This window comes from Burkholderia sp. RF7-non_BP4, from assembly GCF_001521935.1.
Taxonomy (GTDB): Bacteria; Pseudomonadota; Gammaproteobacteria; order Burkholderiales; family Burkholderiaceae; genus Burkholderia; species Burkholderia diffusa.
In genome coordinates, this window is sequence record NZ_LOTA01000098.1 from 83,076 (window position 1) to 100,275 (window position 17,200).

The following is a 17,200-nucleotide window of genomic DNA, read 5'->3' on the forward strand; positions in this document are numbered from 1 at the left end:
GAGAAATCCATGAACGACCTGTCACGCCCCACCGAAGCCGTTCCCGCATCGCGCCTCGCCGCGTTCGTCGAGCGCTGCGCCGACACGATCATCCGGCAGCGCCGGCTGCTGATGCTGCTGTGCATCGCGGCGACGCTCGCGCTCGGCCTGTCCGCGACGCGCCTGAAGCTCGATCCGGGCTTCAACAAGATGATTCCGATGCAGCACCCGTACATGCAGGTGTTCGAGCGCTACGCCGGCGCGTTCCCCGGCGCGAACACGATCCTCGTCAGCCTGCGCTGGAAGGGCGACGGCGACATCTACAACCAGACGTTCATGGACGCGCTGCGCCACGCGACCGACGACGTGTTCTTCATCCCCGGCGTGAACCGCTCGCGCGTGTTCTCGCTGTTCACGCCGAACGTCCACTACACCGAAGTGACCGAGGCCGGCTTTCGCGGCGACGTGGTCGTGCCCGGGCAGTTCTCGAGCGCGAACCCGGACGATCTCGCGAAGGTGCGCCGCAACGTCGCGCGTTCCGGGCAGATCGGCCGGCTGGTCGGCAACGACCTGAAGTCGGCGCTGATCCGCGCGGAACTGCGCGAGACCGATCCGGCCACCGGCAAGCGGCTCGACTACAGCGCGGTCGCGCGCCAGCTCGAGGAAATCCGCGCGCGCTACGCAAGGCAGGGCATCGACGTCAACATCATCGGCTTCGCGAAGCTGGTCGGCGACGTCGAGGCAGGAATCGCCGGCGTGATGGCGTTCTTCGCGCTGGCGTTCCTCGTGACGGCCGCGCTGCTGTTCGCCTATACGCGCTCGCTGAAGACCACCGTGCTCGCGCTCGTCGTCGCGCTGCTGCCCGTCGTTTGGCTGCTCGGCGCGCTGCCGCTGCTCGGGCTCGGCATCGACCCGATGTCGATCCTCGTGCCGTTCCTGATCTTCTCGATCGGCGTGTCGCACGCGGTGCAGATGACCAACGCGTGGAAGCAGGCGCTGGTGCGCGGCGCGTCGTCGGTCGAGGCCGCGCGCGACGCGTTCCGCAAGCTGTTCGTGCCGGGCACGGTCGCGCTGCTGACCAACGCGCTCGGCTTCATGGTGATCATGCGGATCAAGATCGACATCGTGCGCGAACTCGGCATCACCGCGTGCCTCGGCGTGCTGCTGATGATCGTCACCAACAAGGTGTTCCTGCCGATCCTGCTGTCGTACACGCGCCTCGAGCGCGGCACGCTCGCGCGTGCCCAGCGCACGGCGGCGGCCGGCGGCAGCGGGAAGTGGTCGCGCTTCGCGGTGTTCGCGCGGCCGGCGCCGGCGCTCGGCGTGTTCGCGGTGGCGCTCGCGCTGCTCGCGTACGGCACGCTCGAGTCGCGCAAGCTGGAGATCGGCGACATCGGCACCGGCGCGCCGGAACTGCGCGCGAACTCGCGCTACAACATCGACAACGCGGCCATCACGCACCAGTACAACATCGGTGTCGACGTGCTGTCGGTGATCGTCGAGACGACCGGTTTCGACGATGCGTGCCTGCATTATCCGGTGATGAGCGCGATCGAGAAGTTCGAGATGAACATGCGCGGCGTGGCCGGCGTGCAGTCGGTGACGAGCGTGTCGTCGCAGGGCAAGGTGTTCATCGCCGCGTTCAACGAAGGCAACCCGCGCTGGGCCGCGCTGCCGCGCTCCAGCGACGGGCTCACGCAGGGCTCCAATGCGTTCGATCCCGACAACGGGATGAACACCGCGAACTGCAAGGCGATCCAGGTGCTGATCTACACGCAGAACCACGAAGGCACGACCATCGCGCACATCGTCGACGAGATCAAGCGCTTCGCGGCCGAGAACCCGACGCCGAACGTCGCGTTCCGGCTCGCGGGCGGCAACGTCGGCGTGATGGCCGCGACCAACGAGGCGGTGGGCGACGCGGAGATCGCGATGCTGCTGTCGATCTTCGGCGCGATCGCGCTGCTCTGCGCGGTCACGTTCCGCTCGTGGCGCGCGGTGCTGTGCATCATCGTGCCGCTCACGCTGGTGTCGATCCTGTGCAACGCGGTGATGGCGCGGCTCGGCATCGGGCTGAAGGTCGCGACGCTGCCGGTGATCACGCTCGGCGTCGGGGTCGGCGTCGACTACGGGATCTACCTGTACGAACGCCTGCAGCACGACATCCGCCACGGCGCGACGCTGCCGGACGCATTCGCCGACGCGATGCGCCAGCGCGGCACTGCGGCGCTGTTCACGGCCGTCACGATGTTCATCGGTGTCGGCACCTGGGCGTTTTCCGCGCTGAAGTTCCAGGTCGACATGGGCGTGCTGCTCGCGTTCATGTTCCTCGTGAACCTGTTCGGCGCGGTGTTCCTGCTGCCCGCGCTGGCCGCATGGCTCGGCGTCGAGCGGGCGGAGCGCCGCGTGTCGCGCGAGCCGCAGCCGGCATCGCCGCCGGCCGCGCCGGCCCCCGCGCTCAAGCCGACGCGCACGCTCGAACCCGGCAATCCGGTGCGCTGAGCGACGCAACCCCGTTACCCCGGTGCGCGGCGGGCCGCCGCGCGTCCCCCAAAGAGGAGTCAACCCACATGTCCGCACGCCCTTACAAGATCGAAGCCCAGCCGCTCGCGCAGCGCTATGCGCGCGGCTGGCACTGCCTCGGGCTCGCCCGCGACTACAAGGACGGCAAGCCGCACACGCTGAACGTCTTCGGCCGCAAGCTCGCCGCGTTCGCCGATTCGACCGGCAAGATCAACGTCGTCGACGCGTATTGCCCGCACATGGGCGCCGACCTGAGCCTCGGCACGGTCGAAGGCGACAATCTCGTCTGCCCGTTCCACGGCTGGGCGTGGAACGGCGACGGGCAGTGCGCGTCGATCCCGTACTGCAAGCGGATTCCGCCGAAGGCGCGCATCGGCGCGTGGCCGACCTGCGAGGAAAACAACCTGCTGTTCGTGTGGAACGACCCGGAAGGCAATGCGCCGCCGCCGGAAGTCGCGATTCCGCGCCTCGACGTGTGCTTCTCCGGCGAATGGTCGGACTGGGTCGTCGACAAGATGGTGATCCAGGCGAACTGCCGCGAGCTGGTCGACAACATCTCGGACGTCGCGCACTTCGCGACCGTGCACCACGCGCCGATCGACTATTTCGCGAACCTGTTCGAGGATCACAAGGCGACGCAGCTGATGGTCGGCCGCAGCGAGAAGCTCGGCGGCGACAGCCTGACCGCGTTGTCGACGTATTTCGGGCCGGCCGTGCACATCACGCAGATGACGGGGCAGAGCGGCGGGCAGCCGATCCATTCGGTGCTGCTGAACTGCCACGTGCCGATCGACATGAACAGCTTCGAGCTGCGCTACGGCGTGATCGTGAAGAAGGTGGCCGGCCTGAGCGACGCGCAGAACATGGAGATCGCGAACGCATATGTGAAGGAAGCGCAGCGCGCGTTCTACGAGGACGTCGACATCTGGCACAGCAAGACGCGCATCGACAACCCGCTGCTGTGCGAAGGCGACGGCCCGCTGTACCAGATGCGCGACTGGTATTCGCAGTTCTACCTGGACGCGGCCGACGTGCGGCCGTCGAGCGTCGCGCGCAAGACGTTCGAAATCAAGATCCGCGACGGTGCGGCGCCGCCGCCGCTGCATCACGTGTTCGAGCCGCGGTGACGGGGCAGTAACGGCGAAGCGCGGCGAAAATAGGGGGCGCATCGTTTCGTGTCCCGATCGCCGCCGACGCCCGCCAGGCAAGGCGCGCGCGCCGCCGCGCGCCTGCAACGCATCGAAAGAGCTTGACGGATCGGCCTGCACCGCGTAGTGTCCGAGACCGAAGTCTTCAAGAAGTTCGATTGCTCATCATTGGCCGCACGGCGTGCGGCAGTCGTTGGTCTCTCCCTCTTTTGATTCTTTCTGTGCCCGTCACGGGGCGCATGTTCAATTATTCGTATTAAGGAAGTATTTGTGGATACCGGTACCGTCAAGTGGTTCAACGAAACCAAGGGCTTTGGTTTCATTTCCCCGGACAACGGCGGCGACGATCTGTTCGCCCATTTCTCGGAAATTCGCGGCACGGGCTTCAAGACCCTGGCCGAAGGCCAGAAGGTCAGCTACGAAGTGAAGCGTGGCCCGAAGGGTCTGCAAGCGTCGAACATCACGCCGCAGTAAGCCGCTTCGGCACCGGCCGTCGAATGACGGCCGCTGCCGGTCGGATTTCGCGCGGAGGCCGGCCCGAGCCGGCGTCCTGCGCGTTTCGACGCACACGACCGATGCATCGCGGAATTCACGATGCATCGGTCGTGTGCTTCCCTCATCCATCGCAGGTCCGTACGACGTGCGATCCAACGCCCTCGCGACGCGCTCGCCGCATCGCCAGCGGCCCATGCTTCAACCCGAGTAGACCGTCGCCATGCCGCACGCGGCGCGGTCCCGACTTTGCGCGGTGCCGATCGCATCGCCGCCACCGACCGCCCGACCGCCGCATTGCGCCGGGCTCCGATTGCAAGACGGGCGCGTCGCCCGTCTGAACGAATTGATCCCCGGCATCCCGCCGGCCGCCGTCCCGTTGCGGGGCACGGCGCCGGTGAGTTCGCCGCGGCCGCGGTCATCACCTTGTCTGGAGGAATTGGTTTGGCAAAAGAAGAACTGCTGGAACTGGACGGAATCGTCGACGAAGTGCTGCCGGACAGCAAATACCGTGTCACGCTGGAAAACGGCGTCGTGGTCGGCGCGTATGCGTCGGGCCGCATGCGCAAGAACCACATCCGCATTCTCGCGGGCGACCGTGTGACGCTGGAACTGTCGGTGTACGACCTGACGAAGGGCCGCATCAACTTCCGCCACAAGGACGCGAATTCGCCGCGTCCGCCGCGCACCGGGCAACCGCGTCGCTGAAGCAGTAGCGATCGGGCAGCGCAACGCCGCACCGATCGAAATCCGTCCGGCCCGTTCATGCGGCCGGGCACACCGGATGGACGGCGCGGTTCGCGCCGTTCGACGGTCGCCGGCGGCGTCGTCACGCCGCGCCGGCTAACCCCGCCTTTACCGGCCGCCGCGCGTGCGCAACGCTCAGGCAGCCGCGTCGCGCAGGAAATCCTCGATGACCATCGCGAAATACGGCGGGCACTCCTGCATCGGGTAATGCCCGCAATTCGGTATGGTCGCGAGTCGCGCGTTCGGGTGCCACGCGAGGAACGTCGCCTGCATCGCCGCTTCGTCGAGCCCCGGGTCCTTGTCGCCGACGATCACCAGGAAGCGCGTGTCGAGCCCGCGGACATCGTCGACGAAATCCGTTCCGGTCAGCATGTCGAGATACGCGAGCCGGCAGGCCGGCGCCACGCGCTCGCGGTTCTGCCGCAGTTTCAGGTCGGCCCAGCGCGCCGACAATCCACCCGTCACGAATCGCATGAGCCGGCGAAACGCATCATCATCGACGGCCGTGCTCGCGAAGAACGCACGCGCGACGACGCGGTTCGCATGCGGCTTTACGTGCGGGTCGGCGCGGTCGTACACTCGTCGGCAATTCGCGGCCCGCGCCGCGCGTGCGGCTTTCAATTCCTTCAGCGTCTTTCAGCGGGCCAACGGCCGTGCCAGCCGGACTTTCGTCGCGCAACGCCAGGAGGCGCCATGAGTGCAGACGCAGCCCCCGCATCCCCATCGGTTCAGGACCGCATCCGGCACGTGTTCGTGTTGATGCTCGAGAACCGCTCCTTCGATCACCTGTTCGCGCTGTCGGGCTACCCCGGCATCGTCGCCGCGTCGCCGGGCAACAGCAACGCGTATGGCGGCGCGGTCTATCCGTTCGGCGGCGGCGCGCCCGACCGGATGCCGACCGATCCGTGCCACGAATTCACCGACGTGCTCGAGCAGCTCTGCGGCGCCGGCGTGCCGTTCGTGAAAGGGCAGGCCTATCCGCCCGTCAACAATTCGGGGTTCGTGTCGAATTACGCGACGTCGCATTCCGAAGGCACGCCGCCGCAGCCGGCCGACGCGGGCAAGATCATGCAGGGCGCCAACGTGCAGATGCAGGCCCCGTCGCTGCACGCGCTCGCGAACGCGTTCGTGCTGTGCGACGCGTGGCACGCATCGATGCCGGGGCCGACCTGGCCGAATCGCTTTTTCCTGCACGGTGCGTCGTCGGCCGGCCTCGATCATTCGCCGACCAGGGAAGAAATGGCCGGGTGGGACGCGTTCGACGGTTTCCCGTATCCGAAGGGTTCGATCTTCGTCGCGCTCGGCGACGACAACTGGCGCATCTACCAGGACCAGACGGGCAATCCGGTCGGCCACGTGCCTCAGGTCGCGTCGCTGAAGGGCATCAGCTTCTTCGACATCGACGACCTCGCGCATTTCGAGGCCGATCTCGCGGCGGGCTATACGGCGCGCTATACGTTCATCGAGCCCGGTTACGGCGACATCGTGCACGGCACCTACCAGAACGGCAGCTCGCAGCATCCGATGGACGGCCTCGCCGGCGGCGACCAGCTCGTCGCGCGCGTGTACAACGCGATCCGCAATTCGCCGGTGTGGAACAGCAGCCTGCTCGTGATCTGCTACGACGAGCACGGCGGCTTCTACGATTCGGTCGGGCCGGGCGCTGCGCCGCCGCCGAACGATGGCGCGGCGGCGACGCTGAACGCGAGCGGCTTCGGGTTCGACGTGTACGGCGTGCGGGTGCCGGCGATCGTGATTTCGCCGTGGGTCGCGGCCGGGCGGGTCGACCATACGGTGTACGACCATGCGTCGGTCGCCGCGACGCTCGAGCGGCTGTTCGACCTGGCGCCGCTGACCGACCGCGACCGTCTCGCGAACGACCTGCTGGGGCTCGTGACGACTACGTGCCGGACGGATTGTCCGCAAAGGATCGGAACATGAGTACGACATTGGACCCGCGCGATGCGCTGCCCGTGCGCGACGGCACTAGCCTGATCGCGTACCTGCACATCCTGAAGAAAGCGCATGCGGCGCTGGTCGGCCATGACAAGGCCCATCAGCGCTTCAGCGAGATCGTGACGCGAGGGCAGGCGCGGCAATACATCGAGGAACTGATGCCGTCGCTGCTGCAGGCGCGCGAAGCGCATCGGCGGCGCAGGCACGGCGGGAAGCATCGGTGAGCGTCGAGGAGGCTGTCATCCTGGTCTTTGGTCGGAGCGATTGCCCATGCCGCCGCGTCATCCAGCGCGTTCGTCGGGCGATTGTGCAACCGGACAAGGTTCTTCCGAGACGGAAAACAGATCGGTCAACGTATCGTCGTTCATCGATATCGTGATTTCGGACAGATGCTTTCCCAATTCCATCGCTTTCTCTTCCATGTCCTCGTTACCCATTGCGATCGAGAGCCTGCAGACTGCCTCGGCGTAGAAAGATAGGACACTTGCGCACAGATAAACCGCGAACGATATTTTTTCGGCTCGCATCGAGCGATAGGCAAGGTCTTGATGTTCTTGCAGGTTGTGCGTCACCATGAAAAGATTGAAAACATCCTCGGCAAGGGTATGAACCGAGTCCGACGCGGGTGTGAAGAGGTCATGGTAGAAGTGTTCGAGGTCGAGTGCCTGAAAGCGTCGGCGTGCATCTGGCCACGGCTTTGCCTTGGCGAGTTCTGGGACGAGTTCTTCTGAGTCTTTCAGGTGTTTCAGCCGGATTTCCGCGATCTTCACGCCATCGTCTCGATTGGCATTCTTTAGATAGTCGTGCCATTTTTTTGCCCGCTCACGAGCACCGAAGAAGTGTTGCTTCAACAACGAAAGCGCGCGCTCGGATGTTGGGTCGTCAAGGACGTAGAGAAAGTTTACCGTGTGCTCGAGCGTAATGCGTGCGATCGCTTCGGCAGCACTGAAACGCTGTTTCTCGATATTGTCGAGCATGGAATCGTTCAGCTCGTCAATGGCTGTAAGAAGCGCGAAGCACTCCACCCGTTTCAGATGCGAGGCGATACCGCTGAACTCGGATTGAATTGCGGTTTCGAGAAGCGTGCTAAGAGATGACAGGTTTTCCCGCAGTGCGGTTAAATTCTGGAAGTGCGCATCGTGCTTGTCAGTATGCTTTCCGAGCCAATCGAGCCATTGGCTTTCCTTGTGATTGTCCATGAATATTGATGTTTTTGGTGAGCTGATGATGACGTGTTGATTAAATCATAATTTTTACGTGTTCGAATACCTGGCATGCGTTCGGAGAATTATGCTTGCCGATCTCCGGGCGCAGTAAATGGAAACGGGGCAGATGCCCCGTTTCTGTCTCCGCGTCGTGCTTTGTGTATTACACGTTACGCCGCCACCTCCCGCGCGCGAACCATCGTCAGCGCCGCATCCTCGATCATGTCCTCCTGCCCGCCGACGAGCCGCTGGCGACCCAGTTCGACGAGGATGTCGCGCGCCGGAATCCCGTATTTCGCTTCCGCACGCTTCGCGAACAGCAGGAACGACGAGTAGACGCCCGCATAGCCGAGCGTCAGCGCATCGCGGTCGAGGCGGATCGGCGCGTCCATGATCGGCACGACGAGATCCTCGGCCACGTCGGAAATCGCGAACACGTCGACGCCCGTCTCGATCCCCATCCGGTCGCACACGGCGACGAACACTTCCATCGGCGTATTGCCCGCGCCCGCGCCGAGGCCGGCCGCGGCCGCGTCGATCCGGTTCGCGCCGGCGGCGACCGCCGCGACCGAATTCGCGACGCCCATCGCGAGGTTGTGATGGCCGTGGAAGCCGAGTTCCGTTTCCGGCTTCAGCGCGGCGCGCACCTGGCCGATCCGCGCGGTCACGTCGTCGGGCAGCATGTGGCCGGCCGAATCGGTGATGTAGATGCAGTTCGCGCCGTACGACTCCATCAGCTTCGCCTGCACGACGAGCTGCTCGGGCGACGACATGTGCGCCATCATCAGGAATCCGACCGTATCGAGTCCGAGCGTGCGCGCCAGGCCGATGTGCTGTTCCGACACGTCCGCTTCGGTGCAGTGCGTGGCGACGCGGATCGTGCCGACGCCGAGTTCGTGCGCCATGCGCAAGTGCTCGACGGTGCCGATGCCCGGCAGCAGCAGCGCCGACACCTTCGCCTGCTTCAGCTCCGGGATCACGGCGCTCAGGTACGCCTCGTCGGTATGCGCGGGAAAACCGTAGTTGACCGATGCGCCGCCGAGCCCGTCGCCGTGCGTGACCTCGATCAGCGGCACGCCGGCCGCATCGAGCCCGCGCGCGATGTTGCGCATCTGGTCGAGCGTGATCTGATGACGTTTCGGGTGCATCCCGTCGCGCAACGACATGTCGTGGACGGTGATCTTCTTGCCTGCAAGTGACATCGTGTGACTCCTCGACTCAAGCGGTGGCGGCCGTCGCGGCCAGCATCTGTTCGGCGAAACGCTCGGCCGTGGCGGCCGCGGCGGCGGTCATGATGTCGAGGTTGCCCGCGTACTTCGGCAGGTAGTCGCCGAGCCCCTCGACTTCCATGAAGACCGACACGCGGTTGCCGTCGAACACTGGGCCGTTCTTCAGCGTGTAGCCGGGCACGTAGCGCTGCACTTCCTTGACCATCGCGTGCACCGACGCGGTGATCGCATCGACGTCGGGCGACCCGTCGGTCAGGCAGTGGATCGTGTCGCGCATGATCAGCGGCGGTTCGGCCGGATTGATCACGATGATCGCCTTGCCCTTGCGGGCGCCGCCGACCTGTTCGATCGCGCCGGACGTCGTGCGCGTGAATTCGTCGATGTTCTTGCGCGTGCCGGGGCCGACCGAGCGCGACGATACCGTTGCGACGATCTCGCCGTACGCGACCGGCTGCACGCGCGACACCGCGTACACCATCGGGATGGTCGCCTGGCCGCCGCAGGTCACCATGTTCACGTTCATCTGCGCGCTGTCGAGGTGCGCGTCGAGGTTCACCGGCGGCACGCAATACGGCCCGATCGCGGCGGGCGTCAGGTCGATCATCTTCACGCCGAGCGCGGTGAGCTTGTCGGAGTTGTCGCGATGCACGTAGGCGGAGGTCGCGTCGAACGCGATGCGGATGTCGTCGCCGGCGACGTGCGGCAGCAACCCGTCGACGCCCTGGTCGGTGGTCTTCAGGCCGAATTCGCGGGCGCGCGCGAGGCCGTCGGATGCCGGATCGACGCCGACCATCCACACGGGTTCGAGCACGGTCGAGCGGCGCAGCTTGTACAGCAGGTCGGTGCCGATGTTGCCGGGCCCGATCAGTGCGCATTTGATTTTCTTCATCAGGTTCGTTCCTTTAGATAAAGCGGACGTCGCAACTGCCGATGCCGGAGATGTGCATCGACAGCGCGTCGCCGGCCGTGACCGGAATCAGTTTCGCGAGCGAGCCGGACAGCACGATCTCGCCGGCAAGCAGCGGCACGTCGTATTCGGCGAGGGTGTTCGCGAGCCACGCGACGGCGTCGGCGGGATGGCCGAGCGCCGCGTCGCCGCGGCCTTGCGCGACGCGCTCGCCGTTCTTCTCGATCGTCATCTGGCACGCGGCGAGGTCGAGCGTGCGCGGGTCGACGCGCGCATCGCCGAGCACGTACACGCCGCACGACGCGTTGTCGGCGACGGTGTCCTCGATGCGGATCGCCCAGTCGCGGATGCGCGAATCGACGATCTCGAAGCAGGGCGCGACGGCGGCCGTCGCGGCGATCACGTCGGTGCGGTCGATGCCGGGGCCGCGCAGGTCGCGCGCGAGGATGAACGCGATTTCGCCTTCGGCGCGCGGCGCGATCAGCGATTCGGTGGCGATCGCCTCGCCGGCCGCGTAGTGCATGCCCGACAGCAGGATGCCGAAATCGGGCTGGCGCACGTTCAGCATGTCCTGCACGGCCTGACTCGTCACGCCGATCTTCTTGCCGACCACCGATTCGCCGCGCTCGACGCGGCGTTCGATGAAGCGTTGCTGGATGCGGTACGCATCGTCGAGGGACAGCCGGCGCGGGCGGCTCGACAGCGGCGCGACCGGTGCGCGTGCGTGCCACGCGGCGTACAGCTCGTCGCCGAGCGTCGTATGCAAGCGGGAAGACATGAAAGGGCCCTCGAATGGAAAAGGCCGCCGTCCCGGGCGGCGTCGGGCGCCGGAGCGCGGCTCCGGCGCGTGGGGCGCGGGCGTGCCGCGCCGGATGCTTAGTTACCCGAACTGCGGATCGCGTCCGGCGAGAAGTACGCTTCGCTGAACTGCGGGCTGCTGTCGAGTTTCGGCATCGGCCCTTCGTTGGTCAGGCGGTCGGCCATGTACGCGCCGGAGATCAGGTCGTGGAAGAACACGACGCCGGGGTAGAACGTCTTCGCGTCGTACGCGTACAGCGTCGTCGCGACGTTGGTGCGCCACAGCTGGCCGCGGGCGTCGTAGTTGTCGGCGAGCAGCGTCATCCACGAATCCTCGTCGATGTACAGGACGCGCTTCGCATACTGATGGCGATAGCCGCTCTTCAGCGTCGCCTGCAGCACCCATACGCGATGCAGCTCGTAGCGGATGTACGACGGGTTCTCGTGGCCCTTGGTCAGCAGGTCCGCATACTTGACCGAGCTGTCCATCGCCTTGTAGTTGTCGTACGGCACGTAGATTTCGCGCTTGCCGACGATCTTCCAGTCGTAGCGGTCGCCGGGGCCGTTGTACAGGCGGTCGTCGTCGACGGTGCGGAAGCCGCCGGGGCCTTGCGGCTGGTCATAGCCGTATTCGGGCGCCTGGCGCACGCGCCGCGTGCCGGGGTTGTACATCCACGTGCGCGACGAGTTGTCGGCGCCGGCCTTGTCCCAGTTCGTGAAGCCGACGATCAGCGAGCCGCGGTCCGACAGCGGCAGCTCCGTCGCGTTGCGGTAGAACGTGCGGTTGTTCAGGTCGCTCTTCACGTCGTACTTGCCGACGTTGCGCGGCGAGTAGATGTCGTAGCGCACCTTGCCCCACGCGATGTTGCCGTCGGAGTACACGACCGCCTGATCGTAGGTCGCCTGCTCGGTGCCGATCGCCGACGAGAAGCGCTGGTTCCACAGCAGCTCGGCGGCCGTCTTCGGAATCGGGTAGGGCACTTGCGGCGGCGCGTTGGTCAGCCCGTTCGCGTCGGGCGTCATCGTCGAGTCGGGCGCGTACGTGCGGATGTCCTTGTAGACGGAATCCGCGTAGCGGAAGTCGCGATGGCTCGGGTAGACGTTGATCTTGAACGTGGCCGGGTAGCGCTTGAACATCGCCTTCTGGCCGTCGGTCAGGTGCTCCGCGTACTGCGCCATGTTCTCCGCGGTGATCGTCGCGACCGGCTTCTCGCTCGCGAACGGATCGGGGTAGCGGCCGCCGCGCTTGTACTGCACGTCGGGCGGCGTGCCGAGCCACTTGCCCGACCACTCCGGCACGCCGCTGTCCTTGCTCGCGGCGCGCACCGCGCCCATCGGCGTGAGCGGGCCGTCGAGCGCCTTCAGGTCGTCCGGCGTGACCTTCGGGAACGACGCCGTCGCGACGAGTGCGCACGCGGCCATCACCGACGCGCGCAGGAGGGGGAGACGAGTTCGTTTCATGACAAATCCTCTTCTTGCTGAGTGACGAGCGGCCGGGCCGCTCAGAAGTGGTAGGTCGCCGTGGCCAGCACGTAGTCCCGATCGGCGAGCGGACGCGTGACGGGATTCGGCGAACCGAGGAACTTCGCGTAGACGAGCGACAGCGACAGGTTGCTCAGGCGCGTGAACGTGACGCCGGCGGTCACGCGGTGGTCGCCCTGGCCCGTCAGCGAGCCGAGCGCGCCGGCCAGCGGCGACGTACCCGCCAGGTCGTGCGTGTACGTGAGCGGCACGTCGAGATCCCAGCCGTTGAACACGTTCTTGTAGCTGAGCGTCCAGGCCAGCTCGAGGGCGAGCGCGTTGCGCGAGTTCGTGAGGGTGGTCGAGCCGTCGACGGCCGAGATGCCGCCCGCGTGCACGTACGTGATTTCACCGACCAGCGACTGTGAATTCGCGAGGAAGCTCGGCCCGATCGAGTAGATGCCGGACAGGTTGAGCTGCGTGACGTTCGCGCGCGTCGCCTGCGCGCCGGTCGGCGTGTTGACGAGCACGGCCGCGCCCTGGCGGTATGACGCCTCGCCCGCGACGTTGACCGGACCGACCTGCGTCGAGAAGCTCGCGCCGGTCAGCTTGATGTTGTTGAAATAGGTCTGCCGGTACTGGAGCACGGGATAGAACGACGTGACGACGCTCGGGTTCATGTCGTTGTAATGCAGGTGATACACGCCGAGCTCGGTATCGCCGAACACGCGCAGGCGTGCGCCGATACCCCACTGGTTGTGCGCGCTCGGTTTTTCGTCGGCGCCGCGCGGAATGATCATCCCGCCCGGGCCGATGATGAACTGCGCGCCCGGGCCGACCACGTCCGAATAGCTCCAGTACGTGCCGGGCGCGGTCAGGCGGTTCTGCTGGAACGAGAACTGGTAGTAGCCGAGCAGGCTGAAGTTCGGCGTGATCTGCCACTGCGTCGAGATCTGCGGCACGGGCAGCAGGATGTCCTTCACCTGAGCGCCCGCGACATAGGACTTGGTGGCGTCGGCCGGGCCTTGCGCGCCCGCGATGTTCGGGAAGAACAGGCTTTCGCCCCACGCGACCACCTGGTCGCCGACCTTCACGTTCAGGCTCGTCGCGCCGATCTTGAAGGTGTTGTACGCGTAGGCGGCGAGCAGCGTCGTGTGGCCGCCCGACCAGTAGCGGGCATCGCTCGTGAAGTTGTTGTACTGGCCCGAATGGTTCACGGTGCCCGGCGCGTCGTTGTAGTTCGGGCGGTGATAGGCCTGATCGTAGAACGTGCTCGCGCGGACGAACACACCCCAGTCGTCGTGCTTCAGGTTCACTTCGCCGAGCAGGCTGACCTGATTTTCGATCAGCTTGTTCTTCGCGAAGTTGCGATCGCCGTCGTCGCCATTGATGTTCGCGGGCGTCAGCAGATTGCCGCTCGGCGCACGCGTGCGCATGCCGAGGCCGTAACTCAGCGTGAACGTGTAGTCCAGCGTCGTGTCGGCGCCAAGCTCGATCGTGCTGCCTGCGTGCGCGCTGGGAACGGCGCACGTCAGCAGCGCGGCGGCCAGCGTCGACAGCGTGGCGGTGGCCCGCTTGTCGGTACGACGCGAAATCCGTTGATGCATGGTGTCTCCTCTGGGGTATCGACGACGGTCGACTGTGGTTGTCGTGAGAGGCAGAGTAGGGAGATCGCGGTAGCAGGGAATCGTCGAAATGAACTAGATGACTTCCCTAGGACTGGAAACGATCGGGGCGCGCCGGTCGCGTTCGCGCGTCAGCGTGGTTCCGTTCGTGCCGCCGCGAGGAACGCCGGCCGTTCGCCGCCCCCGTCGAGCCGCAGGTTCGCGCCCGACGTGTACGACGCATCGGGCGACGCGAGGAACAGGCACGCCGACGCGACGTCGTCGGGCGTCGCGAGCCGGCCGGCGGGAATCGTCGCGCGGATCGCGTCGAGCGCGGCGTCGTCGCCGTAGTGGCCTTCGGTCGCGGATTCCGTCTGCACGAGGCTCGGGCTGATCGCGCACACGCGCACGCGCGGCGCCCATTCGACCGCGAGCGACGTGACTGCGTTGACGAGGCCCGCCTTCGCGGCGCCATAGGCGGCGGTGCCGGGCGAGGGACGCGATGCGCTGACGCTCGCGATGAACAGCATCACGCCGCCGTGCGGTTGCGGCTGCATGATCGCGTTCACGCGCTGCGCGAGTTGCAGCGGAGCGATCAGGTTCAGTCGCACGATCGATTCGGTGAAGCGCGGCGACGCGTCGGCCGCGAGCACGAACGGCGAGCCGCCCGCGTTGTTGACCAGCACGTCGAGGCAGCCGGTGGCGTCGCGGATCGTCGCGAGCATCGCGTCGACCTGCTCGATGTCGCGCAGGTCGGCCGCAATGAAGGTGGCCGTGCGGCCGCCGCCCGAAGGCGGCGTGTCGGGCGCGCTGCGCCCGCACACGAACACGCGCGCGCCCGCCGCGAGAAACCGCTCGGCGATGCGCCGCCCGATGCCCTTCGTGCCGCCCGTCACGAGCACCGTCCTGCCGCTGTAGTCGAATCCGTTCATCGTCTGCCTCCGTTTCGGTGGCCCGATGATAGGAACAAGCGCGCGCGGTTTCGTAGTCTGAAAGGATGATGCCGGCCGGCGCCGCCGGCGCAATCATCGTGGCAGGCATCCATCGACCGACGAAGGAGACAACCCGCGATGACGACCCCCACGACGCCGCCGGCCGGCATCTTCACCGACGTACCGGGCGGCCTGCGCCTGCATCATTTCGAGGCGGGCGACGGCCGCCCGGTGGTGTTCATCCACGGCAGCGGCCCGGGCGCCAGCGGTTTCAGCAACTTCAAGCACAACTACCCGGCATTCGCGGCTGCCGGCCATCGCGCGATCGTCGTCGACCTGCCGGGCTATGGGCAGTCGTCGAAGCCGTCCGACGTCGCCTACACGCTCGATTTCTTCGTCGATGCGCTGCACGCGCAGCTGTCCGCGCTCGGCACCGGGCCGGCCGTGCTGCTCGGCAATTCGCTGGGCGGTGCGATCGCGCTGAAATACGCGCTCGATTATCCCGACGAAGTCGACGGGCTGATCATGATGGCGCCGGGCGGCGTCGAGGATCGCGACACCTATTTCCGGATGGAAGGGATCCAGCGAATGGTGAAGCTGTTCACCAATCGCCAGATGAATGACGACACTATGCGCGAGCTGCTGACGCTGCTGGTGCACGATCCGGCGATCGTCACCGACGCGCTCGTCGCCGAGCGGATGAAGGTATGCGTCGAGCAGCCGACCGAAGTGCTGTCGACGATGAGCGTGCCGAACCTGACGGGGGCGCTCGGCGACCTGCGCTGCCCGGTGCTCGGCTTCTGGGGCACGGACGACCGCTTCAATCCGGTCGGCGGCGCGCTGACGTTTCTCGAACGCTGCCGCGACGCGCGCTTCGTGCTGCTGAACCGCTGCGGCCACTGGGTCATGGTGGAACACGCGGCGTATTTCAATCGCGAATGCCTCGATTTCCTGGCGGCGCCTGCCGCGGCCGCCTCACGATAACGCCCGATGCCCCTGATGACCGGCCCGTCCGAGGCCGGTTCGCTGACTACACGGAGACACAATGAAACTCATCGAAGACCTGTTCGACCTGCGCGGCAAGGTGGCCGCGATCACCGGCGGCGCACGTGGCATCGGCGCGGAAACGGCACGCACGCTGGCCGCGGCCGGCGCGAGCGTCGCGATCCTCGACGTGCTGTCGCAACCGGCGGAAGCGCTCGTCGAGGAGATCCGCGCGCAAGGCGGCCAGGCCGCGTTCTGGTCGCTCGACGTGACGCGCGAGGCCGACGTGGCGCGCGTGTTCGACGAGATCGTCGCGCGCTTCGGGCGCCTCGACGTGCTCGTGAACAACGCGGGCATCGAAGGGCACAACGTGCCGACGCACGAACTCACGCTCGCGCAATGGCAACGCGTGCAGGACGTGAACGTCAACGGCGTGTTCCTGTGCACGCGCGCCGCGATTCCGCACCTCGAGGCGGCCGGCGGCGGCTCGATCGTGAACCTGTCGTCGATGTACGGGATCGTCGGCGGTCCCGACGTGCCCGCGTATCACGCGTCGAAGGCGGCGGTGCGGATGATGGCGAAGGTCGACGCGATGCTGTATGCGGCGAAGAACATCCGCGCGAACTCGGTGCATCCGGGCTATATCCGCACGCCGATGCTCGAGGACGCATTCCGCCAGATGGGTCAGGATCCGGACCGCGCGTTCGAATACATGCAGACGCACGTGCCGATGGCGAAGATCGGCAGCCCGCGCGACATCGCGGCCGGCATCCTGTATCTCGTGTCGCCGGCGGGGCGCTACGTGACGGGTGCGGAGCTGGTGATCGACGGTGGATACACCGCGCGCTGACGCGCCGCGGCGGTCGAAACGAAACAGGAGACACGCAGTTGAAAGCGCTCGTGGCAGTGAAGCGCGTGGTCGACGCGAACGTGAAGGTCGGCGTGAAGTCCGACCGCACCGGCGTCGACATCGCGAACGTGAAGATGTCGATGAATCCGTTCGACGAGATCGCGGTGGAAGAGGCCGTGCGATTGAAGGAGGCCGGGGTCGTGGCGGAGGTGGTGGCGGTGTCGGTCGGCGTGACGCAAGCGCAGGAAACGCTGCGCACGGCGCTGGCGATCGGTGCGGATCGCGCGATCCTGGTCGAGTCGAACGATAGCGTCGAGCCGCTGGCCGTCGCGAAGATCCTGAAGGCGCTGGTCGACAAGGAACAGCCGCAACTCGTGATTCTCGG

16 protein-coding genes and 1 pseudogene are annotated in these 17,200 nt (G+C 66.3%); 9 read left to right on the top strand and 8 right to left on the bottom strand.

Translation table 11 applies throughout. The features are described from left to right. Positions 1-9: 9 nt before the first annotated feature. The 4 genes from WS49_RS32705 (at position 10) to infA (ending at position 4,850) form a co-directional block, all read left to right on the top strand. Positions 10-2,481, top strand: a complete 2,472-nt coding sequence (locus WS49_RS32705) for an efflux RND transporter permease subunit (protein ID WP_059537746.1) — start codon at positions 10-12, stop codon at positions 2,479-2,481. Positions 2,482-2,549: 68 nt separating this feature from the next. Then, entirely contained in the window at positions 2,550-3,629 is a 1,080-nt protein-coding gene (locus tag WS49_RS32710; protein WP_059537749.1) for a Rieske 2Fe-2S domain-containing protein, read from the top strand. Positions 3,630-3,920: 291 nt separating this feature from the next. Continuing rightward, positions 3,921-4,124 carry a cold-shock protein gene (locus WS49_RS32715; RefSeq protein WP_006751843.1) on the top strand — a complete coding sequence of 68 codons (204 nt, stop codon included), beginning with the start codon at positions 3,921-3,923 and terminating at the stop codon, positions 4,122-4,124. Positions 4,125-4,586: 462 nt separating this feature from the next. After that, complete coding sequence (gene infA / locus WS49_RS32720; protein WP_011355053.1) at positions 4,587-4,850, top strand: translation initiation factor IF-1; 264 nt, start codon at positions 4,587-4,589, stop codon at positions 4,848-4,850. A 174-nt stretch (positions 4,851-5,024) separates the two neighbouring features. Here infA and WS49_RS32725 read toward each other — a convergent pair whose 3' ends face one another. After that, positions 5,025-5,468, bottom strand: coding sequence for an alpha/beta fold hydrolase (locus tag WS49_RS32725; RefSeq protein WP_257127752.1), 444 nt, complete (start codon positions 5,466-5,468; stop codon positions 5,025-5,027). Positions 5,469-5,582: 114 nt separating this feature from the next. Here WS49_RS32725 and WS49_RS32730 point away from each other — a divergent pair, with 114 nt between their 5' ends. Then, on the top strand, positions 5,583-6,830 hold the full coding sequence (locus WS49_RS32730) for an alkaline phosphatase family protein (RefSeq protein ID WP_059537752.1): 1,248 nt from the start codon (positions 5,583-5,585) through the stop codon (positions 6,828-6,830). After that, on the top strand, positions 6,827-7,069 hold the full coding sequence (locus tag WS49_RS32735; protein ID WP_059537755.1) for a hypothetical protein: 243 nt from the start codon (positions 6,827-6,829) through the stop codon (positions 7,067-7,069). Before WS49_RS32730 ends, WS49_RS32735 begins: the two co-directional genes overlap by 4 nt. Before the next feature lie 57 nt (positions 7,070-7,126). On the opposite strand, the gene WS49_RS32740 is transcribed toward WS49_RS32735, so the two are convergent. From WS49_RS32740 to WS49_RS32770, 7 genes are all read right to left on the bottom strand, one after another. Continuing rightward, positions 7,127-8,044 carry a DUF5677 domain-containing protein gene (locus WS49_RS32740; protein ID WP_059537758.1) on the bottom strand — a complete coding sequence of 306 codons (918 nt, stop codon included), beginning with the start codon at positions 8,042-8,044 and terminating at the stop codon, positions 7,127-7,129. Positions 8,045-8,220: 176 nt separating this feature from the next. Continuing rightward, on the bottom strand, positions 8,221-9,252 hold the full coding sequence (dmpG, locus tag WS49_RS32745) for a 4-hydroxy-2-oxovalerate aldolase (protein WP_059537761.1): 1,032 nt from the start codon (positions 9,250-9,252) through the stop codon (positions 8,221-8,223). Between the two features lie 16 nt (positions 9,253-9,268). Beyond that, positions 9,269-10,168, bottom strand: a complete 900-nt coding sequence (locus WS49_RS32750; protein WP_059537764.1) for an acetaldehyde dehydrogenase (acetylating) — start codon at positions 10,166-10,168, stop codon at positions 9,269-9,271. 13 nt (positions 10,169-10,181) lie between these two features. Next, on the bottom strand, positions 10,182-10,964 hold the full coding sequence (dmpE, locus tag WS49_RS32755; protein WP_059537767.1) for a 2-oxopent-4-enoate hydratase: 783 nt from the start codon (positions 10,962-10,964) through the stop codon (positions 10,182-10,184). Positions 10,965-11,062: 98 nt separating this feature from the next. After that, positions 11,063-12,445, bottom strand: coding sequence for a DUF1329 domain-containing protein (locus WS49_RS32760; protein ID WP_059537769.1), 1,383 nt, complete (start codon positions 12,443-12,445; stop codon positions 11,063-11,065). A 41-nt stretch (positions 12,446-12,486) separates the two neighbouring features. Further along, positions 12,487-14,052: a DUF1302 domain-containing protein gene (locus WS49_RS32765; RefSeq protein WP_059537773.1), complete on the bottom strand. Its 1,566-nt coding sequence runs from the start codon at positions 14,050-14,052 to the stop codon at positions 12,487-12,489. Positions 14,053-14,201: 149 nt separating this feature from the next. Further along, positions 14,202-14,981 (bottom strand): SDR family oxidoreductase, encoded by a 780-nt coding sequence (locus WS49_RS32770; RefSeq protein WP_059537777.1) that lies wholly within the window; start codon positions 14,979-14,981, stop codon positions 14,202-14,204. Between the two features lie 138 nt (positions 14,982-15,119). Here WS49_RS32770 and WS49_RS32775 point away from each other — a divergent pair, with 138 nt between their 5' ends. From WS49_RS32775 to WS49_RS32785, 3 genes and pseudogenes are all read left to right on the top strand, one after another. After that, positions 15,120-15,965, top strand: a complete 846-nt coding sequence (locus WS49_RS32775) for an alpha/beta fold hydrolase (RefSeq protein WP_059537780.1) — start codon at positions 15,120-15,122, stop codon at positions 15,963-15,965. 61 nt (positions 15,966-16,026) lie between these two features. Then, positions 16,027-16,815, top strand: coding sequence for an SDR family NAD(P)-dependent oxidoreductase (locus WS49_RS32780; RefSeq protein WP_059537782.1), 789 nt, complete (start codon positions 16,027-16,029; stop codon positions 16,813-16,815). A gap of 38 nt (positions 16,816-16,853) precedes the next feature. Then, a pseudogene (locus tag WS49_RS32785) lies at positions 16,854-17,200 on the top strand (electron transfer flavoprotein subunit beta/FixA family protein); the annotation flags it as partial.